The organism is Sphingomicrobium clamense (assembly GCF_019264355.1).
GTDB classification, from domain to species: Bacteria; Pseudomonadota; Alphaproteobacteria; order Sphingomonadales; family Sphingomonadaceae; genus Sphingomicrobium; species Sphingomicrobium clamense.
The window spans coordinates 722,968-747,586 of sequence record NZ_JAHVAH010000001.1 but is presented as its reverse complement, the minus strand read 5'-3'; the positions used below and the strand labels follow the sequence as shown (position 1 = coordinate 747,586).

General features: G+C 65.0%; 27 protein-coding genes. 10 read left to right on the top strand and 17 right to left on the bottom strand.

Going from position 1 to position 24,619, the window contains the following annotated elements:
- Positions 1–2 precede the first annotated feature (2 nt).
- From KTQ36_RS03690 to KTQ36_RS03665, 6 genes are all read right to left on the bottom strand, one after another.
- The gene (locus KTQ36_RS03690; protein ID WP_218632395.1) at positions 3–1,709 is read right to left on the bottom strand and encodes a peptidoglycan D,D-transpeptidase FtsI family protein; all 1,707 of its coding nucleotides are present in this window, start codon (positions 1,707–1,709) and stop codon (positions 3–5) included.
- On the bottom strand, positions 1,706–2,254 hold the full coding sequence (locus tag KTQ36_RS03685; RefSeq protein WP_218632394.1) for a hypothetical protein: 549 nt from the start codon (positions 2,252–2,254) through the stop codon (positions 1,706–1,708). The genes KTQ36_RS03690 and KTQ36_RS03685 overlap by 4 nt, the downstream gene beginning before the upstream one ends.
- Positions 2,251–3,213: a 16S rRNA (cytosine(1402)-N(4))-methyltransferase RsmH gene (rsmH, locus tag KTQ36_RS03680; protein ID WP_218632393.1), complete on the bottom strand. Its 963-nt coding sequence runs from the start codon at positions 3,211–3,213 to the stop codon at positions 2,251–2,253. Before rsmH ends, KTQ36_RS03685 begins: the two co-directional genes overlap by 4 nt.
- Complete coding sequence (locus tag KTQ36_RS11470) at positions 3,210–3,635, bottom strand: division/cell wall cluster transcriptional repressor MraZ (protein WP_218632392.1); 426 nt, start codon at positions 3,633–3,635, stop codon at positions 3,210–3,212. Before KTQ36_RS11470 ends, rsmH begins: the two co-directional genes overlap by 4 nt.
- A 393-nt stretch (positions 3,636–4,028) precedes the next feature.
- The gene (locus tag KTQ36_RS03670) at positions 4,029–4,682 is read right to left on the bottom strand and encodes a motility-associated ABC transporter substrate-binding family protein (RefSeq protein WP_218632391.1); all 654 of its coding nucleotides are present in this window, start codon (positions 4,680–4,682) and stop codon (positions 4,029–4,031) included.
- Positions 4,682–4,966: a hypothetical protein gene (locus KTQ36_RS03665; protein ID WP_218632390.1), complete on the bottom strand. Its 285-nt coding sequence runs from the start codon at positions 4,964–4,966 to the stop codon at positions 4,682–4,684. The genes KTQ36_RS03670 and KTQ36_RS03665 overlap by 1 nt, the downstream gene beginning before the upstream one ends.
- Before the next feature lie 122 nt (positions 4,967–5,088).
- Here KTQ36_RS03665 and KTQ36_RS03660 point away from each other — a divergent pair, with 122 nt between their 5' ends.
- From KTQ36_RS03660 to KTQ36_RS03630, 7 genes are all read left to right on the top strand, one after another.
- On the top strand, positions 5,089–5,472 hold the full coding sequence (locus KTQ36_RS03660; protein WP_218632389.1) for a hypothetical protein: 384 nt from the start codon (positions 5,089–5,091) through the stop codon (positions 5,470–5,472).
- A 90-nt stretch (positions 5,473–5,562) separates the two neighbouring features.
- Positions 5,563–7,782: a phosphoribosylformylglycinamidine synthase subunit PurL gene (gene purL, locus KTQ36_RS03655; RefSeq protein ID WP_218632388.1), complete on the top strand. Its 2,220-nt coding sequence runs from the start codon at positions 5,563–5,565 to the stop codon at positions 7,780–7,782.
- 53 nt (positions 7,783–7,835) lie between these two features.
- Positions 7,836–8,033 (top strand): (2Fe-2S)-binding protein, encoded by a 198-nt coding sequence (locus KTQ36_RS03650; protein ID WP_218632387.1) that lies wholly within the window; start codon positions 7,836–7,838, stop codon positions 8,031–8,033.
- An 87-nt stretch (positions 8,034–8,120) separates the two neighbouring features.
- Positions 8,121–8,603 (top strand): bacterioferritin, encoded by a 483-nt coding sequence (gene bfr, locus KTQ36_RS03645; protein ID WP_218633807.1) that lies wholly within the window; start codon positions 8,121–8,123, stop codon positions 8,601–8,603.
- 9 nt (positions 8,604–8,612) lie between these two features.
- Positions 8,613–9,287, top strand: a complete 675-nt coding sequence (locus tag KTQ36_RS03640; RefSeq protein WP_218632386.1) for a nitroreductase family protein — start codon at positions 8,613–8,615, stop codon at positions 9,285–9,287.
- A gap of 98 nt (positions 9,288–9,385) precedes the next feature.
- On the top strand, positions 9,386–10,702 hold the full coding sequence (locus tag KTQ36_RS03635; RefSeq protein WP_218632385.1) for a DUF418 domain-containing protein: 1,317 nt from the start codon (positions 9,386–9,388) through the stop codon (positions 10,700–10,702).
- Between the two features lie 34 nt (positions 10,703–10,736).
- Positions 10,737–12,005 carry a DUF418 domain-containing protein gene (locus tag KTQ36_RS03630; protein WP_218632384.1) on the top strand — a complete coding sequence of 423 codons (1,269 nt, stop codon included), beginning with the start codon at positions 10,737–10,739 and terminating at the stop codon, positions 12,003–12,005.
- A gap of 117 nt (positions 12,006–12,122) precedes the next feature.
- Here the strand turns inward: KTQ36_RS03630 and KTQ36_RS03625 are convergent, their stop codons facing one another.
- The 5 genes from KTQ36_RS03625 to panB form a co-directional block, all read right to left on the bottom strand.
- A complete protein-coding gene (locus tag KTQ36_RS03625) occupies positions 12,123–12,560 on the bottom strand; it encodes an Hpt domain-containing protein (RefSeq protein WP_345777656.1) in 438 nt (145 codons plus the stop codon).
- A gap of 76 nt (positions 12,561–12,636) precedes the next feature.
- The gene (gene der / locus KTQ36_RS03620; protein ID WP_218632383.1) at positions 12,637–14,040 is read right to left on the bottom strand and encodes a ribosome biogenesis GTPase Der; all 1,404 of its coding nucleotides are present in this window, start codon (positions 14,038–14,040) and stop codon (positions 12,637–12,639) included.
- Between the two features lie 61 nt (positions 14,041–14,101).
- Positions 14,102–15,442, bottom strand: a complete 1,341-nt coding sequence (locus KTQ36_RS03615; protein WP_218632382.1) for a PQQ-like beta-propeller repeat protein — start codon at positions 15,440–15,442, stop codon at positions 14,102–14,104.
- Between the two features lies 1 nt (position 15,443).
- Positions 15,444–16,145: a tetratricopeptide repeat protein gene (locus tag KTQ36_RS03610; protein WP_218632381.1), complete on the bottom strand. Its 702-nt coding sequence runs from the start codon at positions 16,143–16,145 to the stop codon at positions 15,444–15,446.
- Between the two features lie 99 nt (positions 16,146–16,244).
- On the bottom strand, positions 16,245–17,117 hold the full coding sequence (panB, locus tag KTQ36_RS03605; RefSeq protein WP_218632380.1) for a 3-methyl-2-oxobutanoate hydroxymethyltransferase: 873 nt from the start codon (positions 17,115–17,117) through the stop codon (positions 16,245–16,247).
- A 47-nt stretch (positions 17,118–17,164) separates the two neighbouring features.
- On the opposite strand from panB, the gene KTQ36_RS03600 reads away from it, so the two are divergent.
- Together KTQ36_RS03600 and KTQ36_RS03595 are read left to right on the top strand one after the other, a co-directional pair.
- Complete coding sequence (locus KTQ36_RS03600) at positions 17,165–17,635, top strand: methyltransferase family protein (RefSeq protein WP_218632379.1); 471 nt, start codon at positions 17,165–17,167, stop codon at positions 17,633–17,635.
- Positions 17,636–17,651: 16 nt separating this feature from the next.
- Positions 17,652–18,803: a hypothetical protein gene (locus KTQ36_RS03595; protein WP_218632378.1), complete on the top strand. Its 1,152-nt coding sequence runs from the start codon at positions 17,652–17,654 to the stop codon at positions 18,801–18,803.
- A 5-nt stretch (positions 18,804–18,808) separates the two neighbouring features.
- Here the strand turns inward: KTQ36_RS03595 and KTQ36_RS03590 are convergent, their stop codons facing one another.
- From KTQ36_RS03590 to guaA, 5 genes are all read right to left on the bottom strand, one after another.
- A complete protein-coding gene (locus tag KTQ36_RS03590) occupies positions 18,809–19,090 on the bottom strand; it encodes a DUF427 domain-containing protein (RefSeq protein ID WP_218632377.1) in 282 nt (93 codons plus the stop codon).
- Between the two features lie 73 nt (positions 19,091–19,163).
- A complete protein-coding gene (locus KTQ36_RS03585) occupies positions 19,164–19,517 on the bottom strand; it encodes an ArsC family reductase (RefSeq protein ID WP_218632376.1) in 354 nt (117 codons plus the stop codon).
- Positions 19,518–19,582: 65 nt separating this feature from the next.
- The gene (locus KTQ36_RS03580; protein WP_218632375.1) at positions 19,583–20,941 is read right to left on the bottom strand and encodes an MATE family efflux transporter; all 1,359 of its coding nucleotides are present in this window, start codon (positions 20,939–20,941) and stop codon (positions 19,583–19,585) included.
- 6 nt (positions 20,942–20,947) lie between these two features.
- Positions 20,948–21,823 carry an FkbM family methyltransferase gene (locus tag KTQ36_RS03575; RefSeq protein WP_218632374.1) on the bottom strand — a complete coding sequence of 292 codons (876 nt, stop codon included), beginning with the start codon at positions 21,821–21,823 and terminating at the stop codon, positions 20,948–20,950.
- Positions 21,814–23,385, bottom strand: coding sequence for a glutamine-hydrolyzing GMP synthase (gene guaA / locus KTQ36_RS03570; RefSeq protein ID WP_218632373.1), 1,572 nt, complete (start codon positions 23,383–23,385; stop codon positions 21,814–21,816). Before guaA ends, KTQ36_RS03575 begins: the two co-directional genes overlap by 10 nt.
- Before the next feature lie 157 nt (positions 23,386–23,542).
- On the opposite strand from guaA, the gene KTQ36_RS03565 reads away from it, so the two are divergent.
- Entirely contained in the window at positions 23,543–23,917 is a 375-nt protein-coding gene (locus KTQ36_RS03565) for a response regulator (protein ID WP_218632372.1), read from the top strand.
- Here the strand turns inward: KTQ36_RS03565 and KTQ36_RS03560 are convergent.
- Positions 23,914–24,567: a calcium-binding protein gene (locus tag KTQ36_RS03560; RefSeq protein WP_218632371.1), complete on the bottom strand. Its 654-nt coding sequence runs from the start codon at positions 24,565–24,567 to the stop codon at positions 23,914–23,916. The two genes, KTQ36_RS03565 and KTQ36_RS03560, sit on opposite strands and share 4 nt — an antisense overlap.
- Between the last annotated feature and the right edge of the window lie 52 nt (positions 24,568–24,619).

The window sequence follows — 24,619 nt, the reverse complement described above, 5'->3', positions numbered from 1 at the left end:
TCCTATTCGTCTTCGAACACGTAGGGCAGGACTTCGCTCATGTCGGGTTCGCGTCCCATGTTCGGCCGCACGCCCAGCATGGGCGCTATGCGCGAGATGGTACGCGAGACCACCGGGGCCACGTTCCAGCCTGCCGTTCGAAAACCGAACGTTTCCTTGGTCCCTTTGGGTTCATCGAGCATCACGACCGCGACATAGCGAGGCTCGTCCATCGGGAACACCCCTGCAAAGCTATTGGTGACCAGCCGCTTGGAATAGCGCCCGTTGACCAGTTTTTCCGCCGTGCCCGTCTTGCCGCCCACGCGGTAACCCGGCGCATCGGCCTTGCGACCCGTGCCTTCGGTCACTACCAGCCGCAGCAGCGAGCGCATGCGGTAGCTGGTCTGTTCGCTGAACACCCGCTCGCCCGCCGGTGCAGCTTGGCCCTCGGGGATCTTGAGGATGGTCGGAGGACGATAGAGCCCGCCATTGAGCAGCGTCGCGTAACCGCTTGCGAGGTGCAGCGGGGTCACCGCGATGCCGTGGCCATAGCCTACCGTCACGGTCGAGATTTCGCTCCACGGATTGCCCGGCGGAGTGAGCGGACGTGCGCGTTCGAGCAGTTCGAGTTCGGAGCGCTTCATGAAGCCCATCGCCTCGAGAAACTCGCGCTGCTTCTCCGCCCCCAGCTCCATCGCGATCTGCGCGGTGCCAATGTTGGAGCTTTCCATCATGATTTCGGCGACCGAGCAGGCGCGCCCGAAGGGATGCGTGTCGCTGATCGTGCGATTGCCGACCTTGAGCTTCTCGGGACAGGCGTACATCTGCCCCATCGAGCGGATATGCCCCGCGTCCATCGCCATCGCGACGGTGAACGGCTTGAAGGTCGAGCCCAGTTCGTAGACGCCGAGCGCGGCGCGGTTAAAGCGCTGCTCGACGCTCCCTTCGCCCGCCACGTTCGGATTGAGCTGCGGCAGCGAGGTCATCGCCAGCACTTCGCCGGTATGGATGTCCATGATGACGCCCGCCGCGCCAATCGCGGAGAATTCGTCGACCGCCGCCTGCAGCTCATGCTCTAGCGCCTGCTGGATCCGGCTGGAGATGGAAAGTTGCACCGGCTCGCCGCGCATCGCGCTGTCGGCAAGGCGGCCCTGGAAGGCGCGCTCGGCCCCGGCCACGCCTTTGCCGTCGACATCGGTATAGCCGATGACGTGCGCGCCGAGGCTCAGCTGCGGGTAGAGCCGGTCGGGTTCACGGCTCAAGTTGATGCCGGGTTCGCCAATGGCGTTGACCGCTTCGACCAGTCGCGGCGATGCACGGCGGCGCAGGTAGATGAAGTTCTTGTCGCCCTGGAGCATCTCCAGATAATCGGCCTCGTCCTTTTCGGGCATGAGCGAGGCGAGCTTGCGCGCGAGGTCGAGCTTGTTGCCGATCACCTTCTTGGGCTGAAGCGCGATGGTCCAGGCGTCGATCGTGCGGGCGAGCGTTTCGCCCTCGCGATCGACGATGTCCCCGCGCGAGGGAAGATAGGAAGCCGCCAGCCGCCCGCCGTCGCTTTCATCGCCGAACGCGGTGAGCCAGCCGATACGCAGCGTGATCAGCGCGATGCCGCCGACGAACAGCAGCAGGCCGAGCATCAGACGCTGGTGGGTAATCGCCAGCAGGCGACGCTTCTCACCGACCAGTCTCACGCGTTCGTGGGTGACGAGGTCGGGACTATGCGCGTTCATCGGGAGGCGCCGACCTCGATTGGAGCGAGCGGATCGCGCACGTCATCGTCGCCGCCTTGCGGTGCGAGGCTGTCGACGACCGGCTTGGCTGGTTTTGCCGCCGGCTTGGGCGCGACGGTGCGCTCGAGCGAGGCCAGCTGCAGCATCTCGGCCGCCGGCTTGGTCGCGGGCGTTTCGATCACGTCTTCGCGCGCGGGCGCATCGGCCGAGGCCAGCACCACCGGCGCTTCGAGCGCGGGCTGCTCTTGCGGCGTCACGAGGTTGGCGAGGTGGAAGCCGGTGTCGACGAACTGGTCGGCGCGCGGCGCGCTGAGCCGCAGGAAGCGCGCATTCCAGCGCTCGAGCTGCGCGAGGCGTCCACGCGTGCCGATTTCGGTCTCGAGCGTGCGGATGTCGCGGGTGACCATGGCGATGTCGCGTTCGACCCCTTCCAGCGCCGCGCGTTCGGAGGCGACGCGCAGCGAGATGAGGTAGCAGGACAGGCTCGCGACCAGCACGAGGGCCGCGAGAATGATCGGGCGGAAGCTGCGGGTACGCGCGCTCATGCCGCCATCTCCTGGTCCCACGCGGGCGCCGCGGTGCGCACTCCCATGCGGAGGCGCGCCGAACGCGCGCGCGGGTTACGGGCAAGCTCGGCCTCGCTGGGCGATACCGGCTTGGAGACATTTTCGAAGGTCGGCTCGGGACCGTCATGACGCTCGGGAAGGTGGCGCGACGTGCCCGGGCGATTGCCCGACCGGTCGCGCAGGAAGCGCTTGACGATGCGATCCTCGAGCGAATGAAAGGTCACGACCGCGAGGCGCCCGCCGGGCTTCAAGACTTTTTCGGCCGCGCGCAGCCCTGCCTCAAGCTCGTCGAGCTCGGCGTTGAGATGGATGCGGATCGCCTGGAACGTCTTGGTCGACGGATCGGTCTTCATGCCCCTGTGGTAGCCAAGCGCCCCGCGCACCACGTCGGCCAACTCGCTGGTCCGCGTGAGCGGGCGCGCCTTGACGATGGCGGCGGCGACGCGGCGGGCGCGCGGCTCTTCGCCATAGGTCTTGATGACGCGGGCAATCTCGGCCTCGGGCGCTTCGTTGAGGAAGTCGGCGGCGGTCTCGCCTGCCTGGCTCATGCGCATGTCGAGCGGTCCGTCCTCGCGGAAGGAGAAGCCGCGCTCGGCCTGGTCGAGCTGCATCGAGGAGACGCCGATATCGAGCACCACCCCGTCGACCGGAGCGAGGTCACGCGCTTCGAGCTCGTCATCCATGGTCGAGAAAGGTGCCTCGATGAGGGTCAGCCCAGCATGGGGGACGCGTGCCGGCCCGGCGCGCACCGCGTCCGGATCGCGATCGAAGCCGATCACGCGCCCCGCCCCCGCTGAAAAGATTGCCGACGTATAACCGCCGGCCCCGAATGTGCCGTCGACGATCACGTCGTCTTCGGAAATAGCGAGCGCGTCCACCACCTCATCGATCAGCACAGGAATATGATCGCTGGTGGGGGGAACGATGGACGCGCTCATAGCGTAATCCCCCGCTCGTTGAGACGATAGCGGGCGATGTCCTTGAGATCCTCGGGGATGCGCTCCTCGGCGAGGAAGAGTTCGGGGTTCCAGACCTGGAAGGTCTCGCCGGTGCCAAGGAACAATGCGAGCTCCTCGATCTTGCCCTTCATGCGCATCATCGGCGGCAGCACGATGCGCCCCGACTTGTCGTAGGGCACTTCTTCGGTGGCGGCGAAGGCCATCAGATTGGCCTGCATGTAATCGAGGTCGGAGCCGATCGCGGTCTCGTTCTTCTCCGCGCGGCGCTCCATCTTGCTATGCTTCAGCGCGGCGTAGGCCGGGTCATAGGCGTCGAGACAGGGGAAGATCGCGTTCTTGGCGAGGACGATGGTGCGGGCATCGCCGCGCCGTTCGATCACCGAGCGCAGGAAAGCGGGCACAGAGACGCGACCCTTCGCGTCTACCGCGTTGAGCGCGCTTCCCTGAAATAGATGCTCTAGCGTCACGGTTCGTTTCAGCCCACCTCACGTGCGCGGTGGCGAAAAATCCCATCTTCCCAATGGCCTGTGCGCTTCCCTTCGCTCGGCCTTGAAGATTCGTCCCGACTCGGGGGGATGCCCCCGCGCTCCATTTCATTGTGAGTAACCTATGTCAGACAGGGATACAATGGGTTTTCATGCCATTTCATGGGTTTCAATGGGTTTTCGCGGAAATAGGCGGAATCTTGGACGGGATCGGATGGGTATGCCCTCCGAAACGATGGGTGGGTAAGCCTGTGGATAAGTTTGTGGGCATCCCGGACTTGTGCCGAGTCCCTTGAGGTTAAAGGGTTATTAGCGCGCGAGCCGCTCGAGCGCGTCCATGATTAGCACGTTGGCTTGTTCGGGATCGGCGTCGAGAAAGTCGGCGTCTGCGATGACGAAGGCGCGCCCCTCGCCCACGCTGCACATCGCCGCCAGCCCGGCCGCCTCGATGGCGCAATTCTCACTATTGCTCGACAGGCGACCGGCGCCGCGCACCGCGACCCCGCCAACCTCCTCGCCGTCGAAGGGCCCTTCGAGCGACAGCCCCCAATGGGCGAGCAGCCCGGTGTCGCCGAAATAATATGGCGGTGCCTGCGGATGGCCGAGCGGCAGTCCGACATTCCATTCGAGCTGCGGATCGGCGAGCAGCACGACCTCGCCCCCGCCGCGCACCCATTCGTCGAGCGCGACGAGATTTTCCGCCGTCTGCGGCAGCGCGTGCGCCATCAGCAGCTGGTCGATCCCGGCGAGGCTGTCCGCGTCGGTGGCCGCGACCCCGCGCACTTCGTAACGCTCCTCGAGCGCGCTCACGAGCAGCGACCCACCCTCGAGCGAAAAGGTCGGCGCGAACATCAGCGGCAGGGTGGTGACCAGTCCCAGCACCGGCTTGTCGGCGGTCGTCGCCTCGGGCGCGGGCGCGCAGGCGCTAAGGAGGAGGGCGACAGGCCCGACGAGCATTCGCATCAGCCGCCCGACGGCCTCGCCAGTTCGTCGAGGATGACGTCGCTCTCACTGTCGATCGAGGGATCGGGCGGGACGTCGGCCTCGGGCTCGCTCGACGCCTGGCCGGGCGCCGCGCCGAGCTCGGCGAGCGGCTCTGCGGGTTCGGAAGGAGCCTCTTCGACGAACACGGAAAGATCGTCCTCGACCTCCGGCTGGTCCGCGCGCTGGGTGCCGATCGCGGTGCCGAGCAGGACCAGCAGGAAGACGAAGGCGAGCCCCGTCACCCCGATGCGAATGCGCTGCATTCCTTCGCCGCGCCCGCGTCCTGGTCCGATAATCTGCATTCGTCGGAGTGTAGGCAGTTGGTCGAAATCTCGCAATCATCCCTTGACCTTGCGTTGCACAAAAGCGAAAGGACGCCCCCATCATGACCTACAAGATTTTTGCTCCTGCCGCGCTTGCGGCGCTCGCGCTTTCGGCCTGCGGGCCGCAGAAGGAACCCGAAGTGGTCGGCGGCGTCGTCGATCCGCAGGCAAAGGAACTCGCCGAAGCCGAACCGATCGATCCCGCGACCGTGCCGATGCGCGTGGGCGGCGACGATTATCGCTGCTCGGGCTCGAACCTGCTGCTTGTGATCGACTGGATCAAGACCGGCGAACAGATGAGTGCGCGCGTCACCCCGCAGGGTGAGGCTGGCGTCACCCTCATCCAGGGCGATGGCGGAGCCTATACCGATGGCGGCGACAACACGCTGACCGGTTCGCCGACCAGCGACAGCGTCACCTTCAACGGGGCGACCTGCCGCAAGTAAGCGCCGACGAAGAACTGAATTTCACAGCCCCCGCAGCATCACGCCAGCGGGGGCTTTTTTTATCCCCCATTGCCCTCTAGAGCGTGCCTCATGACCGACCAGCCCATCACCCAGGAAACCGTCGCCGAACATGGTCTCTCCCCCGAGGAGTATGACCGCATCCTCGCCGCGCTGGGCCGTGAGCCCAACCTCGTCGAACTCGGCATCTTCTCGGTGATGTGGTCGGAGCATTGCTCCTACAAGAGCTCGCGCTTTCACCTGAAGAAGCTGCCGACCGAGGCCGAGTGGGTGATCCAGGGCCCGGGCGAGAATGCCGGCGTGATCGACATCGGTGACGGCGATGCCGCCGTGTTCAAGATGGAGAGCCACAACCACCCGTCCTATATCGAACCCTACCAGGGCGCAGCGACGGGCGTGGGCGGCATCCTGCGCGACGTCTTCACCATGGGCGCGCGCCCGATCGCCAACATGAACGCGCTGCGCTTCGGCCGTCCCGACCATCCCAAGATGCGCCACCTGATCGCGGGCGTGGTCGCCGGCATCGGCGGCTACGGCAATTGCGTCGGCGTGCCGACTGTCGGCGGCGAAGTGAATTTCGACAAGGCCTATGACGGCAACATCCTCGTCAACGCGATGACTGTCGGCCACGCGCGCAGCGACAAGATCTTCTATTCGGCCGCCACCGGCGTCGGCAATCCGATCGTCTATGTCGGGTCGAAAACCGGGCGCGACGGCATTCACGGCGCGACCATGGCCTCGACCGATTTCTCCGACGACACGGAGGAAAAACGCCCCACCGTCCAGGTCGGCGATCCCTTCACCGAAAAGCTGCTGATCGAGGCCTGCCTCGAATTGATGGCGACCGACGCGATCGTCGCGATTCAGGACATGGGCGCGGCGGGTCTTACCTCTTCCTCGGTCGAAATGGCGACCAATGGCGAGACGGGCCTGCGCATCGACATGGACAAGGTGCCGCAGCGCGAAGAGGGCATGACGCCCTACGAGATGATGCTGAGCGAAAGCCAGGAGCGCATGCTCATGGTCTTGAAGCCCGGCAAGGAGAAGATGGCGGAAGAGATCTTCACCAAGTGGGAGCTCGACTTCGCGGTCATCGGCGAGGTCACCGACACGCAGCGCATGATCCTCGAATGGCAGGGCGACGTCGTGTGCGATATCCCGCTCGGGCCCCTCGCCGACGACGCGCCCGAATATCAGCGCCCGCATCTGAATCAGGACGAGTATCGCGCCTGGGCGGGCATCGAGCCGCTCGGCGACCTGCCGGGCGATGTCGACCTCACCGGCGACCTCCTCAAACTGATCGGCTCGCCCAACATCGCCTCGCGCCGCTGGATCTACGAGCAGTATGACAGCCAGGTCGGCGGCAATACGGTGCAGAAGCCCGGCGGCGACGCTGCGGTGGTACGTATCCACGGCACCGAGAAAGCGATCGCCATCTCGACCGACTGCACCCCGCGCTATTGCTATGCCGACCCGGTCGAGGGCGGCAAGCAGGCCATCGCCGAGGCCTATCGCAACATTTCCGCGGTCGGCGGCACCCCGCTCGCGGTCACCAACTGCCTCAATTTCGGCAATCCCGAGCGCCCCGAAATCATGGCGCAGTTCGTCGGCTGTCTCGAGGGCATGGGCGAAGCCTGCCGCGCGCTCGATTTCCCGATCGTCTCGGGCAACGTCTCGCTCTACAACGAGAGCAAGGCGACCGGCGGCGGCAGCGCGATCCTCCCCACCCCCGCCATCGGCGGCGTCGGCCTGCTCAAGGAATGGAGCCACTCGATGGGCTCGGCACTGGGCGCGATCGGCGAGGACATCGTCATCATCGGCACCCGCCGCCACGAAGATCTCGGCCAGAGCGAATGGCTGCGCGTCTGCCACGACCGCCGCGACGGCCTGCCGCCGCGCGTCGACCTCGACGCGGAGAAGCGCAACGCTTCACTGATCCGCGATCTCATCGACCACGGTCTCGTCTCGGGCGTGCACGATATCTCCGACGGCGGCCCGCTGGTCGCGATCGCCGAGATGGCGCTCGCCGCAGGTCGCGGCGCCCGGCTCCAGCCCGATATCGGCGACACGCCCGCCGACTGGTTCGCCGAGAGCCAGGCCTGCTATGTCGTCTCGACCGGGCTGCTCGAACAGGTGAAGGGCAAGCTGGCCGAGGCCGGCGCGAGCTACGACGTGTGCGGCACCGTTTCGCCCGATCCGAGCATCGACATTGCCGGCGGCAAGGTCACGCTTGCGGCGCTGCGCGAGGCCCATGAGAGCTTCTTCCCCGAGCTCATGCAGGGCGAGCTATAGCCGCTCCTACACTTTCTAATTGCAAATCATTCGCATTAGCGTACAATCAGCCCATGATCGTATGCAGCTGTAATGTGATTCGGGAGCGTGACATCCGCGCCGCGGCGCGTCGTGGGTGTCCGGATGCCGAGACCGCCTATCGCTCGATGGGTTGCACGTTCGACTGCGGCAGCTGTGAGGATCATGCCGACGATCTCGTCGCCGAGGAGCGCGAGAAGCTGCTCGCCCCGCGCGACGTTCGCGCTGCGTAAAGCCCCCTTCCCTAATTGCGAGTCGCTTTCACTGGCCTTGGCCGGAGTCGCACGCTTATGAGGTCCCCACACCAAAGGGAGACCATGATGAAGGGCGACGCGCGCGTCATCGAACTGCTCAACGAAACGCTTCGTAACGAGCTGACCGCGACCAACCAGTATTGGCTGCATTACCGCATGCTCGACAATTGGGGCATGGCCCGCCTCGCCGCGCACGAGCGCGAAGAGTCGATCGACGAGATGAAGCATGCCGACCAGCTTGCCGAGCGCATCCTGATGCTCGACGGGCTCCCCAACTTCCAGGCGATCGGCCAGCTGCGCATCGGCGAGAATGTCGAGGAAGTCCTCAAGGCCGACCTCGCGCTCGAAATGGAAGCGCTCGACCAGCTGCGCGTCGCGATCGCGCACTGCGAGGAAGTCCGCGACTATGTCAGCCGTAACCTTTTCGCCGAAATCCTCGAAAGCGAAGAGAATCATGTCGACGAGATCGAAACCCAGCTCGACATGATCGCATCGATGGGGCTGCAAAATTACATCCAGCTCCAGTCCAAGCCCGCCGACGAGGAGTAGTCGAGCCCCATGAAGGATGTGCCTTCGGTCCCCTACACGGACCTGCCCGATCTTTCCGACGAGGAAAGAGTTGCAGCCGCACAAAAGTTCTACGAGGAAATCAAGGAGCGTCGCTCCTGCCGCATGTTCTCCGACAAGCCCGTGCCGCGCGAAGTGATCGAGAAAGCGATCCTTGCCGCCGGCACCGCGCCTAACGGCGCAAACCACCAGCCGTGGCACTTCGTCGTCGTCTCCGATCCCGACATCAAGCACCGCATCCGGCTAGCGGCGGAAAAGGAAGAGCAGGAGTTCTATGCGGGCAAGGCGGGCCAGGAATGGCTCGAGGCGCTCGCCCCCATCGGCACCGACGACGACAAATCCTATCTCGACGTCGCGCCGTGGCACATCGTCGTCTTCGGCCAGCGCAAGGGCGGGATCGAACTGGGCGACAGGAAGCAGAATTACTACGTCACCGAAAGCTGCGGCATCGCCTGCGGCATGCTGCTGACCGCACTCCACAAGGCCGGGCTGGCGACCCTCACCCACACGCCCTCGCCCATGGGTTTCCTGCGCGAGATTTGCGGTCGCCCCGCGGACGAGAAGCCGGTGATGATCATCGTGGCAGGCCTGCCCACCGACGATGCCACCGTGCCCGTCCACGCCACGATCAAGAAGCCGCTCGAGCAGATCACCACCTGGCTGTGACATTCCGCCGTTCGTCCTGCCGTCGAAACGATCTTTACTTTCCCTGTTTCAGTGTTATGCGCGTCTAATACACCTACTCTGGGGGAGGGACGCGACCCATGGCCACCACATCACCCGACCGGATCGTCAGCCTCGATCTGATCCGCGGCTTTGCCGTGCTCGGCATCTTTTCGGTCAACATCATCGGCATGTCTTTTATGCAGGGCGTCTACTTCCAGCCGATCCTGCAGGGCTTCGACGGGCTGGGAGACAAGGTCATGTATCTTGCCAACCTCATCCTCGTCGACGGCAAGCTGCGCGCGCTCTTCTCGATGCTCTTCGGCGCCTCGATGCTGCTGGTCGTCGACCGCGCGGTCGCGGCAGGCAAGGCCGGGTGGCGCGTCCATTACCCGCGCATCTTCTGGCTGCTCGTGATCGGCCTCGCCCATTATTACATCCTGTGGTGGGGCGACATCCTCTCGCACTACGCCATGATCGGCGCGCTCGCCTATCTGTGGTGGAAGCGCAGCGTCAAGGTGCTCTTCATCTGGTCGGCCATCCTCCTCTTCATCGCTTATATCGCGATGCCGGTGAGCCAGGCCTACGGCCAGTATCAGCAGCAGCAACAGCAAGAGGCAGAGGCGGCCGAGGAAGCCGCTGCCGAAGCCGAAGCCGCCGCCGAAGCGACCGACGGCGATGCCGCCGCCACCGCCGATCCCGATGCGGTGGTCGAGGCCGAGCCCGAACGCCGAGGTCCCCCGCCCGAAGTGTTCGAGCAGGCCAAGGCCAAGCATCAAACGCCGATGACGCACCTTCAGGCGCAGCTGTCCAACAACCCGTTCCAGCCTTTCATGGTCTCGGTCTTCCTGCTGCCCGAAACGCTCGGGCTGATGTTGCTCGGCATGGGGCTTTATCGCTCGGGCTTCCTGACCGGCGAAGAATCGCACGCCACCTATCGCAAGTGGGCGATCTGGGGCTTTGGCGCACTGGCGCTCTATTCGGCCGCGGTCGCTGCCTGGGTGGTCTCGGGCAATTACGACTTCATGTATGCCGGCATGGCGCGCAACGCGCTGACGCCATGGACGCGGGCGCTGATGGCGATGGGCTATGCCGCGATCCTGATCCTGTGGTCGCGCGGCGGCATGAATTGGCTCTCGACGCGCATCGCCGCGGCGGGGCGGATGGCCTTCACCAACTATCTCGGCATGACGCTGATCATGACGCCGATCATGTTCGGCTTCGGTTTCGGGCTGTTCGGGGAACTGACCCGCGGCACGGCCTGGCTCTACTTTGTACCCGCCATGTGGCTCGCCATGCTGCTGTTCAGCAAATGGTGGCTCGACCGCTACCGCTATGGCCCGCTAGAGTGGGTCTGGCGCTCGCTGTCGCGCTGGCAGGTCCAACCGATGCGCAAGACGGCGTCGGTGGCGTCATAGGGGAAACATTTCAGCAAGGGGGGGGAACGCCACCATGGCGACCACGACACGGACCCGGATCCTGACCCTCGACATCGTTCGCGGTGTCGCGGTGATGGGCATCCTGGCAATGAATATCTACGCATTCGGGCTGCCGCTCGGTGCCTATTTCAACCCGACCGTCTATGGCGGCGATAGTGGCATCAACCTTGCCACCTGGTTCGTCGACTATGTGCTGGTCGACGGCAAGATGCGCGGCCTCTTCTCGATCCTGTTCGGTGCCTCGGCGCTGCTCGTGGTCGAACGCGCAATGGCCAAGGAAAAGAGCCCGGCCTTCACCCATTACAGCCGCATGCTGTGGCTCTTCGCCTTCGGGATGATCCACTACTGGTTCATCTGGTGGGGCGACATTCTCGCGCTTTACGCGATGAGCGGCCTATTCCTGTTCCTCTGGCGCAAGAATAGCGCGAAGGTGTTGCGAAACTGGGGCATCGCCTTGCTCACGATCATGACGCTCTTCGGCCTCGTCCAGATGGGCGGCCTGATGGCGGTGATGAGCAACCCCTCGATGATGCCTGCCGACGAATATGCCGATCTGATGGAGCAGATGCAGGTCATGAAGGTGTTCATGGGCACCGACACGTCGGGCGTCGCGGCAGAAATCGCGCGCCACAAGGGCGACTATGCCGGCATCATGGATTGGCGCTTCAACGAGCATCGCTGGAAGATGCTCGGCTTCTCGGCGCAGGGCCTGCCCATGTCGATCGGCATCATGCTCATCGGCATGTGGCTGTTCCGCAATGGCTTCCTGACCGGCGCATGGGAAAGCGCGCGCTACAAGAAGGTCGCCATGTGGTGCCTTGGCATCGGCTCGCTCGGTTCGGCGCTGCTCGCTTATTACATCATGAGCTCGGACTTCTCGTTTGGCGCGATGGCGCTCGCGATGACCGCCAACGGCCCCTTCCAGATCGTCAGTGCGGTCGGCTGGGCGGCGCTGATCATCCTCTTCGCCAAGAAGGGGATGGATGGCGCGCTCGCCACCCGTCTCGCGGCTGCGGGGCGCATGGCCTTCACCAACTATCTGGGCACGTCGATCGTGATGACCACGATCTTTTACGGCTACGGCCTCAACCAATATGCCGAGTATGAGCGGTTCGCGCTCAACATTTTCGTGATCGGCATGTGGATCGCGATCCTGCTCTGGTCGAAACCATGGCTCGAACGCTTCCATTACGGCCCGCTCGAATGGCTCTGGCGCAGCCTCGCACGGCTCAAGCCGCAGCCGATGCTCAAGCGACAAGCACCGGCTCTCGAAGCCGCATAAAGGAAAGGGCGCCCCGCGAGGCGCCCTTTTTCTTTCGTCACTGCGATCGTAGCGCGGCAGTCCATGGCAGTGCGGTGGATTGCCGCGTCGCTGCGCTCCTCGCAATGACGCCCCGCGTCAACTTCCCGCGCGACCGAAACCGGTGTTGGCGACCTTGTTGCCGAAGCCGCCGGGCTTCTGGCGCTGCTTCAGGGGGCTGACCGCAGCGTCGAAGGCGGCGATCGTGTCCCTGAACAGTTTCTTGAGCTCCACGACGTCGGGGATCAGCTCGTCGGGAAAGCGCCCGACCTCGATGCAGTGGCGCGCGGTCATTTCGATCTTCTCGGCGACTTCGGCCAGCGGCTCTGCGCCGAACTGGCGCGACTCGCCTTTCAGCGTATGCGCCGGGATCACCAGCGCCGCCGTGTCATGGCTGTGCATCGCTTCTTCGATCTTGCGCAGGCTTTCCTGCCCGTCCTCGCGAAAATAGCCGAGAATCCGGATAAAGCCGGGCCCCAGCGTGTTGCGCGTTTCCTCGAAATACGCCCAGTCGATGATGTCGTGGCCTTGATCCACCCGTTCACCCGTCTCCAGCGCCCTTCGACGCGAAGGGCCAATCTACCCCACCCGGATTATGCGCGAAGCGTAAAGATTAGGTTGACCGTTCGCTCCGGGGCGGCCCCGCCTTGCGGGCGCGCTGGTGATAGGGGTTGGACTGCATGCGCAGATTGATGCGCAGCGGCACCGGCCCCATCTTGAGGTCCTTGCGCAGGCTGTTTTCGAGATAGCGGACGTAGCTGGCGGGCAGCATGTCGAGCCGGTTGCCGAAGATGACGAAGGTCGGCGGGCGCGACTTCACCTGCGTGATGTAGCGCAGCTTGATCCGCTGCCCCTTGGGCGCAGGCGGGTTGTGCGCGTCGATCGCATCGTCGAACCAGCGGTTGAGCTCGCCCGTCGACACGCGCCGCGACCATTGTTCGCGCAGCAAGAACGCCGCCTCGATCATCTGGTCGATGCCCTTGCCGGTCTTGGCCGACACGGCGAAGAGCGGGATATTCTTGATCTGGCTGAGCCCCTCTTCGAGCGCCGCCTTGACCCCGTTGAACAGCGCGCTCGCGCCCTCGGCAATGTCCCACTTGTTGATCGCGATCATCAGCGCGCGACCCTCCTGGATCACCTGGTCGGCAATGCGCAGGTCCTGCGCCTCGAGCCCGCGGGTCGCGTCGAGCAGCAGGATCACGACTTCGGCCATGTCGATCGACCGCTTGGTGTCCATCGCCGACAGCTTTTCCAGCTTGTCGTCGACCTTGGCACGTTTGCGAAGGCCCGCCGTATCGACCAGCTCGACCTTGTGCCCCTGCCACTCCCAGTTGAGCGTGATGCTGTCGCGGGTAATCCCAGCTTCGGGTCCGGTAATCAGCCGGTCCTCGCCGATCATCTGATTGACCAGCGTCGACTTGCCCGCATTGGGGCGACCCACGATCGCCAGCTTGAGCGGACCCGTCGCCGGCTTGAAGGGATCTTCCTCTTCTTGCCGTTCGGGCTCGGCATCCTCGTCACGCTCGATATGCGGGCGCAGCGCGTCGAACAGGTCGACGATGCCCTCGCCATGCTCGGCCGACAGCGCGAACGGGTCGCCCAGCCCCAGCGTGTAGGCTTCCATCGCGCCTTCCATGCCGAGCTTGCCCTCGGCCTTGTTGGCGGCGACCACGATCGGCGTGTCGCTTCCGCGCAGCCAGCGCGCAATTTCCTCGTCGAGCGGGGTGATGCCCGATTTGGCATCGACCACGAACAAGGCGACATCGGCCTCGGCCACTGCGGCCTCGGTCTGCTTGCGCATGCGCCCTGGCAGCGACTGCTCGTCCTCGTCCTCGAAGCCGGCCGTGTCGATCAGCTTGAAGTCGAGCCCCAGCAGGTGCGCGTCGCCCTCGCGCCGGTCGCGCGTCACCCCCGGCCGGTCATCGACCAGCGCAACGCGCTTGCCGACGAGACGGTTGAACAGGGTGGACTTGCCCACATTGGGGCGTCCGACAATGGCAACGACAGGTTTTCCCATGATCGGGCAGCGCCCTGCCCGCACCAAAGGTTCCCGTCAAGAAGAGTCGCGCGCGCGCGCTCTACCTGTAAGCCTGCAATTGCCCGCTGTCGGTGATGAGATAGAGGGTCTGGTTCGCGATCACCGGCTGCAGCGTCACGCTGTCGCCGACGCTGCGCTGGGTGATGTAGCTGCCCGTATCGGCATCGATCTCCACCATCGCGCCATTCGAGCCGACGAAGACGAGCCGCCCGCTGGCGAGCACCGGACCCTCGTAGAAGATTGGGTCCTTCTTCTTCTTTTCATTCTCCCAGCGCGGCAGCTGGTTGATCCAGCGGATGCGGCCGGTCGTGCGGCTGATCGCGAGCGCCTGCGCATCGTCGGTCACCACGAACACCCATTCGCCCGCGACCCACGGGGTCGACATGCCGGCGATGTTGAGTTCCCACATGCGCTGGCCCGAGAGAATGTCGAGCGCGACCATGCGCCCGCCCTGCCCGATGGCGATGACCTGGTTATTGTCGATCACCGGGTCGGCGTCGATGTCCGACAGCGAGGAGACCGAGGTCGAGATGCGCGTGCGCGTGAGCGTATCCTGCCACACGCCGCGCCCGTTTTCGTAGCGATAGGCGGCCAGCTCGCCCGAGCTGAAGCCCGCGATCACCGTCCCGCGTCCCACGGCAGGCGAGGCCGCGCCGAACACGCCGGCAATCTCCATCGCCGCAGCGGCAGTCCACTGCGTCGCCCCGGTCGCCGCGTCGAGCGCCGCGACCTGGTTGTCCTGCGTCATCACGTAGACATTGCCGTTGGCATAGCTGGGCGCACCGCGGATCGGACCGAGCGGTTTGACCTGCCACAGGATGCCGCCGTTGGTCGGGTCGAGCGCATAGACGTAGCCGAGCCCGTTGGAGGCATAGATGCGACCCGCGCCCGAGGCGACGCCGCCGCCGTAGAGCGCGTTGCGGTCGACCACTTCGCCGTCATTGGTGCCGGTCACCGACGTCGACCAGCCGGGTGCGCCGGTCGCCGCGTCGAAGCTGCGCACCACCGCCTGCGTGTCGATCGTGTAGACCTTGCCGCCGGTGATGATCGGGGAGCTGGTGAGGCGTGCGCTTTCGCTCGATCCTTCGCCGATCGATCGCGACCAGGCGAGCGAGAGGTTCGACGCCAGCGCGGGGTGCCCCATCGACTTCTGCGCGTTACCGCCCGACTGGCCCCACTCGGCGTTGACCGACGGCGCAGGCAGCGCCAGCGGCAGCGTCGCGGTCGTCGCGTCGATCCCGATCTCGCTCTCGGCGTTGAGGACCGCGATCCGGTCGCCCAGCACCGGCGTCGTCTTGGTGCTCTTCTTAATCAGGCCGCAGCCCGAAAGCGCGGTGGCGGCAACGGCCGCGACAAGCAACGTGCGAAGGGTCATCGTCATCCTATTCTTCTTCCTGGTCCGTCACGGTCGCGGGGGTTTCGACCCCCAGCGACGACGCCATCTGCGCGGCGCGCGTCTGGATGGTTTGCGGGACGACGCTGTCATTGGCGAGCTGGGCGAAGATCTGCCCGGCTTCCTGTTCGCGTCCCATCTTGAGCATGGCGGCGGCGGTCAGTTCGCCCGCGCTGCCGTAAAAGGGTTTGCCCGGCTGGGCGAGCGGCTGGAGCTTGGCGATGATGTCGGCAGGCTCGGCGGTGTCGAAGGTCAGCTGGACGTCGCGGATCACCGCCACGTCGCGGAACGGCTGCGGCAGGTCGCCGTCGGCAGCGACCGCGCGATAGATTTCGGTCGCCTTGGTGCGGTCCCCCGCATCCATCGCCAGCGCCGCTTCGGTCATCAGCGCGGCGGCCTTGGTCGCCCCGTCGCTGTCGCTCGCGACCGCCTGGAGCCGCTCGTCGAGGCCGACGCGCTCGCCGTCGACGAAGTCGGTCATGACCTTGGCCAGTTCCTCGACCTGTTCGCCGGCCTTCTGCGCCTGCTGGTTCTGCCAGAAGAGGAAGGCCGCGACGACCGCGAGGATGGCGATCACGCCGATCGCGATCCACTTGCCATAGGTCCTGGCGAAATCCGCGGCACGGTCGCGGCGGTAATTCTCGTCGACTTCGCGTTCGAAGCTGCCGATTTCATTGGGCGGTAGGGCCAAGGGTTACCTCTGAAAAACTTGTGGTCGAAGGAGCCTGCCGCTCCCTCCCTGAACGGTGGATGATCACCCCCTAGCGCGCCCCTTTGGGAAAGGCAAAGCTCACGTCTTGGGACGGTACATTTGCTCCTCGCGCGGGAAGCTGTTCGAACGCACTTCGTTGGCATATTCTTCGACCGCCGCGCTGATCTGGTCGGCGAGATCGTGATACTTCTTCACGAAGCGCGGCACCCGCTCGAACAGGCCGAGCATGTCTTCGGTCACCAGCACCTGTCCGTCGCATTCGGCCGATGCGCCGATGCCGATGGTCGGGATCGGCACGGACCGCGTGATGTCGGTCGCAATGTCCTCCATCACCCCCTCGATGACGAGGCAGAAGGCACCGGCATCGGCGACCGCTTTGGCATCCTTCATCACCTTGTCGGCTTCCGCGTCGTCGCGGCCGCGCGCGCGGTAACTGCCCAGCACGTTGATCGCCTGCGGGGTCAGCCCGACATGGCCGATCACCGGAACGCCGCGCGAATTGAGGAAGTGGATGGTCTCGGCCATCGCCTCGCCGCCCTCCAGCTTCACCGCGGAAGCGCCCGTTTCCTTCAGGATGCGGCTCGCCGACGCGAACGCCTGCTCGGGGCTCTGTTCGTAACTGCCGAAGGGCATGTCCACCGTGACCTGCGCGTGCCAGCTCCCGCGCACCACCGCAGCGCCATGCGCGATCATCATGTCGAGCGTCACCGGCACGGTGCTGTCAAGACCGTAGATGACGTTGCCCAGGCTGTCGCCAACCAGGATCATGTCGCAGTGGCGGTCGATCAGCTGCGCCATGCGCGTGGTGTAGGCGGTGAGCATCACCAGCGGCTCCATGGCGATGCCCTCGCCCCGCTTCATCGAGCGGATCTTGGGCACGGTCATGCGCTTGCCGGGGGCCGGGTTGGGATGGGCGCGGCTGGTATTGGTATCGATGGTGATCTTGGACATGGGCCAAGCTTCTAGCGGGGTGCGCGACGCCGCGCTAGGCTCGCGCCATGGGAGACGGGAAAACCGCCGGCGTCATTGCCCCACCGCCGCTGATCTTCGGCGTGACGCTGGTCGTGGGGCTTGTCCTCCACGCGCAGAACCTCGGGCTCGACATCACGCAGGACTGGCCCGGCCGCGCGTTCGGCGGCGCCATCCTGTGCATCTTCGGCGCGACGCTGATCATGCTCGCCATCCTCAGATTCCGCGCCGCCGAGACCCCGCCCGAGCCGTGGAAGGAAACCACCGCCTTCGTCAAAAGCGGCGTCTACCGCCTTACCCGCAACCCGATGTATCTGGGCATGGCCAGCATCTACGCCGGCATCACTGTCATCGCCGGCTGCCTGCTCTTGCTCGGCCTCTTCGTCCCCGTGCTCGTGACAATTCATCGCGGAGTCATCCTGCGCGAGGAGAAATATCTCTCGGCAAAGTTCGGCGACGATTACGACGACTACCGCCGGACGACACGACGCTGGATTTGAACTGGGGGACTTTCCGATGCTGCTGACCATGCTTGCCGCGATGACCGCGGCGCCGGACAACGTCACGTTGACCGATATCGAATGGGACGTGTCGGGTCCCGCGCCCAACGAATTTTTCCTGAACCAGCTCGCTCCGGTTTCGGCAAGCGACGCGGCGGCCGACGACATGATGCACCAGCCACTGGCCCATTACGGGCGGAGCGACCTGATCGCCGCCACCTCAAGCTTTCACGCGCGAAAGCCTTGCAAGGCACCCGACGCGAATAGGCTTAGCTGGGAGGCACTGCTTGAACGGGCAGCCTCGACCCGCGTCGTCATCGTCAACGAAGCGCATGTCAGCCCGTGGCATCGCGCGACGACGGCGGCGATGCTCGCCCCGCTGCGCGACCTCGGCTACACACATTTCGCCGCCGAAGCCTTCGCGAACCTGCGCGAGGATCAGGGCGTCGATCCGATCGTCGCTCACGCCGACGAGCCCTATGCCCGCCGCACCGACGGCAGCTATTTCGAGCCCGTTTTCGGCCAATTGGTGCGCCAGGCCAAGCGGCTCGGCTTCACGCTCGCAGCCTATGAGGCGTTCACGACCGCTGCCGACATGCAACTGCCGCGCCGCGAAGCCATCGCCAAGCGCGAGACGTCACAGGCAAGCAATTTGGCGGCCATTCTCGAGGCCGATCCGAGTGCCAAGATCCTCGTCCATGTCGGCCATAGCCATGTGCGCGAAGAGCCCGCCGCCGACGGGCAACTCTGGATGGCCGCGCGTCTTAAGGAGACGACCGGCATCGATCCGCTCACGATCAGCCAGATTGTCTGCACCGGCGGCCCCGACGGGTCGCCTCGCGTCATTCCCGTGCCCGACAGCCACCGGGCCGAAACAGGCACCGACCTGGTCATCGAAACCGCACCCGCGGCCGACTATCGCGTCCGTCCGGAAGGCGCGGTGGCGGTGAACGTTCCCGATAGCTGGCGTCATGGCGAGGGTTGGACGCTGGTCGAGGCGATCCGCGCGGGCGAGCCCGACAGCGCCATCCCCGCCGACCACCTCCTCATCCACGCCACCGACAACGGCGACTTCACGCTCTACCTCGAACCTGGCGACTATCGCATCCGGCTTCGCCCGGTCGCGCCCGTCGCCGCGCCACCGCCGTTCATGGTGATCGAAAGCTAGGCGACCTAGCCGACCTCGACGCCCTTCCAGAAGGCGATGCGGCCCTTGATTTCGGCGGCCTCGTCCTTGGGGTCTTCATAGGTCCACGCCGCGTCGGCATTGGTGATGCCCTCCGCGCGCAGGCTGAAATAGCTCGCATCGCCCTTCCAGGGGCAGTGCGAGGTCGTGTCGGACGGCACCAGCCGGTCCATCTTCACCGCATCGCGGGGGAAATAGTGATTGCCTTCGACGACCACCGTGTCGTCGCTCTCGGCGAAAGTCTCGCCGTGCCATGTTGCCTTGACCATGAGTGTCTCCTTCGCCGCACCAGCGCGGCGAAGGCGTCATGGTTCCTTGGCGTCAGGTGAACCTGGTCGCCGCTTAGGTGAACAGCGTCTCGTAGGCGGTGCTGTCGTAACCGATCACGAGGTCGGTGCCGTCATTGGGCTCGACCACCGGGCGCTTGATCATCTCGGGATGTGCAACCATCAGCATGATCGCCTTGTCCGCATCGATATCCTGCTTGAGCACGTCGGGCAGCTGGCGGAAGGTCGTGCCGCGCTTGTTCAAGAGCGGCTCCCAGCCCTTTTCGAGCACCCACATCTCGAGCTTTTCCTTGTCGATCCCGGACTTCTTATAGTCGTGGAAGGCGTAGGGGATCTGGCGCTTTTCGAACCACTGGCGGGCCTTTTTGACCGTGTCGCAGTTGGGGATGCCGTACAACGTGGCAGCCATGGCCTTTACTCCGTGAAAATAGGTGAGAATTTCGGCTCGCTCTTAAGCACGGCGCGCGTAGTCGATCAAGCGTCCTGCGACGTACCCCGACGAAGCACCACCCACCAGATCATCCCGGCCGCAATGAGACCACCCGCAAGGTTCGCGGCCAGCTCCGCCGCGTAGATCGCATCCGCGCCCCACGCATCGCCCAGCAGCCACGCCACCGGCACCATCACCAGCAGCACGCGCACCACGCTTTGGACCAGCGCGTTGCCGGCAAAGTCGAGCGCGTTCAAGGCCCCGTTGGCAACGATCAGCACGCCGTATCCGGCATAGCCCCACGCCGCGATCATCAGGTAGCGCGACATCGCCTCGATCACCTGTGGCTCCTCGGTGAATAGCCCGCCCAGGGGCTCGCGGAACAGCACCAGCAAGGCGCCTATGCCAAGCCCGTAGACCACGCATAAGCCGCCCGCGTAGAGCAATGCCTGGCGCACGCGGCCATACTCCTTCGCACCCCAATTCTGCCCGACGATCGCGCCGATCGATGCCGACAGGCCAAGCAGCGGCACAACCGCAAAGCTTTGCAGCCGCCCGCCAGTCCCGAAGCCCGCGACCGCCGCCTCGCCAGCCTGCGCGGCCAGGAAAGCGGTCAGCACCGACAGGCCGATCGGGTTGATCGAGTTGGAAAAAGCCGCCGGCCCCGCGACCTTGGCGATCGCCCGCGTTCCCTCGCGCCAATTGCATTCGGGCAGCGTTCGTGCCGCGAACGGCAGGTCGCTTTTCTGCAGGAAGGTAAAGCCCGCGACCAGCGCCACCGCCCAGCCGCCAACCGTCGCCCACGCCGCGCCCGAAATCCCCAAGCCGGGAAAGCCGAACGCGCCGGTGATCAGGATCGGGTCGAGCACCCAGTTGGCCGCCGCCATCGCGATCAGCACGCTCGAGGACCGTTTCGCCAGCCCCTGCCCGCGTAGGCAGCCATTGATGCCCATGCCGACCAGCAGCAGCGGAAAGCCGAGCGCAAATGGTCCCATATAGGCGTCGATCAGCGGCAGCAGCGCCTCGTCCGCCTGCATCAGCCGGAACAGCGGGATGCGCAGCGCCCACAGCGCCAGTCCTGCCACCAGCCCGAAGCTTGCGGCGAGCACGATGCCCATATTGCCGCGTCGGCGCGCGCGCTCCTCGTCGCCTTCGCCCAGTGCGCGGCTGACCACGCTCGAAATGCCCGCGATCACGCCGACGCCGAGCGAGGACAATGCGACCGTGATCGGGAAGATGAAGCTGATCGCCGCCAGCGCATCCGCGCCCAGCTGCCCGACGAAATAGGCGTCGATGATGCCGATGCTCATGAGCGCCGCTCCGCCGATCATCATCGGCAGCGTCTGGCTGACCAGATGCCCCGGGATCGACCCGGTCACCAGCTTGGCGGGGGAAGTGGCCATCAGGTCCTAGCGCTCATCCGGAATGGCGAGGATAGCGTAATGGAAGCGCTTCTCGAACGTCTCGGCGGGGACCAGCGCCTTGCGGAAGCCGAACAGGCCCTGCCACGCCGCATTGAACCCGCGCCGGATCGCGCGCGGCACCCTGGGCACCACATCCTCGACCGTCATGAAGCGATAGTCCTTGGACCTCAGATATTCGATCACGGGCGACGTGCCGCCCGCGATCTCACCTTCGTCCTGCTCGAACATCACGATCGGGCGCTGCGTGTCGATGACCCGCTCCGCCCCGCGCAGCGCGGCCAACTCATGCCCTTCGACATCGATCTTGATGAAGCCGATGCGCGCCTCGCGCACCGCTGCGACGTCGTCCAGCCGGCGCAGCTCGATCGCGACGTTGGCCGCCTCCCCCTCTCGCGTAACATGCGCGCCGCCGACATTGTCCTCGTCGACGGCCAGCCCAGCGCGGCCATCCGCGTCGCTGGCTCCGAAGTTGAACGCCTCGATCGCCCGCCCTTCGGCATTGAAATCGAGCAGCTTGAACGTGCGCGGATTGGGTTCGAACGCCAGCACGCGCGCGAAAATCTCCGACAGGAAGACGCTGTGGTTGCCGATATTCGCGCCGATATCGAGCGCGGTCGTGGAGCGATCGACCTTCACCCCCTCGCGCAGGAAGTCGCCGACCAGTTCGAGGATATCCGCCTCGTAGCGACCGAACAGGTTGATGCGCAGCCCGATATGATCGAACGCGAATATGGCAAGTTGCGGACGGGATTTGAGGTGGCGTGCCGCGCGTCCATGATTGACGCGATTGACCAGCATCGCCGCCAGCCGCCGCGGACCGCTATGGCGCCGCCCCTCGAAGCGCTTCCCGCTTACTCCCACTCGATCGTGCCCGGCGGTTTCGAAGTATAGTCGTAGACGACGCGATTGACCCCCTGCACCTCGTTGACGATGCGCGTCGCGACGTCCTGCAGGAACTGACTTTCGAACGGGTAAACGTCGGCGGTCATGCCATCGACGCTGGTCACCGCGCGCAGGCCGCAGACGCTGTCATAGGTGCGGTAATCTCCCATCACGCCCACCGTACGCACGGGCAGCAGCACCGCGAACGCCTGCCAGATAGCATCGTACAGCCCCGCCTTGCGGATTTCGTCGAGATAGATGGCGTCCGCCTTGCGCAAGATGTCGCAACGCTTCTTGGTCACCTCGCCCGGGATGCGGATCGCAAGTCCCGGGCCGGGGAAGGGATGACGCCCGACGAACTGGTCGTTTAGTCCCAGCTCGCGCCCCAGGTCGCGCACCTCGTCCTTGAACAGTTCGCGCAGCGGCTCGACCAACTTCATGTTCATCCGCTCGGGGAGGCCACCGACATTGTGGTGGCTCTTGATCGTCACCGACGGCCCGCCGGTAAAACTCACACTTTCGATCACGTCGGGATAGAGTGTGCCCTGCGCGAGGAAATCTGCCCCGCCCAGCTTCTTCGCCTCTTCCTCGAACACCGCGATGAATTCGGCGCCGATGAACTTGCGCTTTTTCTCGGGATCGGTGACGCCCTCGAGCCCGTTCATGAAGCGCTCTTCGGCGTCCACCACCACCAGCGGGATGTTGTAGTGATCGCGAAACAGCGTCTCGACCTGTTCGCGCTCGTTGAGGCGCAGCAGCCCGTGATCGACGAACACGCAGGTCAGCTGGTCGCCGATCGCCTCGTGGATGAGGATCGCAGCGACACTGCTGTCGACCCCGCCCGACAGCCCGCAAATGACCTTGCCGTCGCCCACCTGTTCGCGGATCTCGGCGATCTTGGCATCGCGATAGGCGCCCATGGTCCAGTCGCCCTTGAGCCCGCAAACATGCCGCACGAAGTTGGCGATCAGCTTGGCCCCGTCGGGCGTGTGGTGGACCTCGGGGTGGAATTGCGTGCCGTAATATTTGCGGCTTTCATCGGCGATCACCGCGAAGGGCGCGCCGTCGCTCACCGCGACGATCTCGAACCCGTCAGCAAACTGCGTAACCTTGTCGCCGTGGCTCATCCACACCTGGTGCCGCTCGCCTTTCTTCCACAGCCCGTCGAACAGCGCGCAGTCCTCGGTCACGGTCAGGAAAGCGCGGCCGAATTCGCCGCCCTCGCCCGTCTCGTGGCCGGGGCGCACTTCGCCGCCCAGCTGGTGGCTCATCACCTGTTGTCCGTAACAGATGCCCAGGATCGGCAGCCCGCTGTCGAACAACATCTGCGGAGCCCTAGGGCTCTCCGCGGCAGGAACACTTGCGGGCGATCCAGAAAGGATAATGCCTTTCGGCTGGAGCTTTTCGAAGGCTTCCTCGGCGGCGTTGAAGGGCGCGATCTCGCAATAGACGCCGGCTTCGCGCACGCGGCGGGCGATCAGCTGGGTCACCTGGCTCCCGAAGTCGACGATCAGGATCGTCTCGCCAAATTCGCCCGTCATCGCCCGATTCCCTTTCGTCTGCCGTCGCTGGCCGGTCGATAGGGCGACCCCGCTCCCCTGTCCACCACGGGGTGAAAGGTTCAAAGCGGACCCATTCGCAAGGCGTGCTTTACCACTCCCCGCCACCTTGGCGCGTGTCTAGCAGGAGCCGCGTTTCATGGCCCGGATCATCATCGCCGACGACGATCCCGTCATCCGTCACATCGTCACCGGTATCCTTGAGCAGGAGGGCCATCTCGTCGGCGCGCTGCCCGACGGCAGCCAGGTGGTCGACGTCGTGCTCAACAAGCGCCCGCATTTGCTCATCCTCGACTGCTCGATGCCGGGCAAGGCGGGGCTCGACGCCCTGCGCGAATTGCGCGCCAGCGGTCTCGGCCGCTCCTTCCCCGTCCTGGTCCTCACCGGCCGCACCGGCCGCAGCGACGAAGCCATCGCCTACGAAGCCGGCGCCGACGACTACTTACGCAAACCGATCGACCCGGACGAACTGGTCATCCGGGTCGACGCATTGCTCGAAAAGGCGATGGTTTAGAAGATAAAGTCTGTACTCTGATCGAGATCGGTCGAGGTCACGCCCACCAGCAGCACGCTGTCGCCGCCCGGCGTCGTGATCAACGTATCGCCACCCTGCTGTTCGATCGTGAGATCGCTGAACGTGATGCCAAGGAAGCTGTAATCGAGCTGGTCGACCACGCCCCCGGCGATGAAGCCATTGATGGTGTCGTCCCCCGAACCAGCTGTGAACAGGAACGTGTCATTCCCGCTCCCGCCGGCCATCATATCATTGCCGGAACCGCCAAAGAGAATGTCGTCCCCCGGCCCACCGATCAGCAAGTCGTTATCTTCCCCGCCTTCCAGTGAATCGTTGCCCGACCCGCCGTTGAGGCGGTCATTGCCGGTGCCGCCATTGACGATATCGTCGCCGGTACCGCCAAAGATCGCGTCCGCCTGGCTCTGTCCGAGCAGGACGTCGTCACCGCCATTGCCAAAGATCGTGTCTTCACCGCCTCCGCCGTAGAGTCCGTTGGCCCCCTCATCGCCGCGCACCAGATCGTCGCCTCCACCGGAGGAGATGTTCTCGATACCGGTCAACGTGTCGTTCCCGCCCCTGCCATAGATGCGATCACCCTCGTCCGTGCCCTCGAGCACGTTGTCGAAATCGTCACCAATAATGTCCGGCATGAACGCCCCCCTGAAAAACCATACAGGACGTCGGGGCGGGCGGCATTCGGCA

Coding starts and splice junctions, on each gene's coding strand:
- KTQ36_RS03690 (WP_218632395.1), bottom strand. CDS start 1,709: ATGAACGCGCATAGTCCCGACCTCGTCACCCACGAACGCGTGAGACTG.
- KTQ36_RS03685 (WP_218632394.1), bottom strand. CDS start 2,254: ATGAGCGCGCGTACCCGCAGCTTCCGCCCGATCATTCTCGCGGCCCTC.
- rsmH (WP_218632393.1), bottom strand. CDS start 3,213: ATGAGCGCGTCCATCGTTCCCCCCACCAGCGATCATATTCCTGTGCTG.
- KTQ36_RS03670 (WP_218632391.1), bottom strand. CDS start 4,682: ATGCGAATGCTCGTCGGGCCTGTCGCCCTCCTCCTTAGCGCCTGCGCG.
- KTQ36_RS03665 (WP_218632390.1), bottom strand. CDS start 4,966: ATGCAGCGCATTCGCATCGGGGTGACGGGGCTCGCCTTCGTCTTCCTG.
- KTQ36_RS03660 (WP_218632389.1), top strand. CDS start 5,089: ATGACCTACAAGATTTTTGCTCCTGCCGCGCTTGCGGCGCTCGCGCTT.
- purL (WP_218632388.1), top strand. CDS start 5,563: ATGACCGACCAGCCCATCACCCAGGAAACCGTCGCCGAACATGGTCTC.
- KTQ36_RS03650 (WP_218632387.1), top strand. CDS start 7,836: ATGATCGTATGCAGCTGTAATGTGATTCGGGAGCGTGACATCCGCGCC.
- bfr (WP_218633807.1), top strand. CDS start 8,121: ATGAAGGGCGACGCGCGCGTCATCGAACTGCTCAACGAAACGCTTCGT.
- KTQ36_RS03640 (WP_218632386.1), top strand. CDS start 8,613: ATGAAGGATGTGCCTTCGGTCCCCTACACGGACCTGCCCGATCTTTCC.
- KTQ36_RS03635 (WP_218632385.1), top strand. CDS start 9,386: ATGGCCACCACATCACCCGACCGGATCGTCAGCCTCGATCTGATCCGC.
- KTQ36_RS03630 (WP_218632384.1), top strand. CDS start 10,737: ATGGCGACCACGACACGGACCCGGATCCTGACCCTCGACATCGTTCGC.
- der (WP_218632383.1), bottom strand. CDS start 14,040: ATGGGAAAACCTGTCGTTGCCATTGTCGGACGCCCCAATGTGGGCAAG.
- KTQ36_RS03615 (WP_218632382.1), bottom strand. CDS start 15,442: ATGACGATGACCCTTCGCACGTTGCTTGTCGCGGCCGTTGCCGCCACC.
- panB (WP_218632380.1), bottom strand. CDS start 17,117: ATGTCCAAGATCACCATCGATACCAATACCAGCCGCGCCCATCCCAAC.
- KTQ36_RS03600 (WP_218632379.1), top strand. CDS start 17,165: ATGGGAGACGGGAAAACCGCCGGCGTCATTGCCCCACCGCCGCTGATC.
- KTQ36_RS03595 (WP_218632378.1), top strand. CDS start 17,652: ATGCTGCTGACCATGCTTGCCGCGATGACCGCGGCGCCGGACAACGTC.
- KTQ36_RS03590 (WP_218632377.1), bottom strand. CDS start 19,090: ATGGTCAAGGCAACATGGCACGGCGAGACTTTCGCCGAGAGCGACGAC.
- KTQ36_RS03585 (WP_218632376.1), bottom strand. CDS start 19,517: ATGGCTGCCACGTTGTACGGCATCCCCAACTGCGACACGGTCAAAAAG.
- KTQ36_RS03580 (WP_218632375.1), bottom strand. CDS start 20,941: ATGGCCACTTCCCCCGCCAAGCTGGTGACCGGGTCGATCCCGGGGCAT.
- guaA (WP_218632373.1), bottom strand. CDS start 23,385: ATGACGGGCGAATTTGGCGAGACGATCCTGATCGTCGACTTCGGGAGC.
- KTQ36_RS03565 (WP_218632372.1), top strand. CDS start 23,543: ATGGCCCGGATCATCATCGCCGACGACGATCCCGTCATCCGTCACATC.
- KTQ36_RS03560 (WP_218632371.1), bottom strand. CDS start 24,567: ATGCCGGACATTATTGGTGACGATTTCGACAACGTGCTCGAGGGCACG.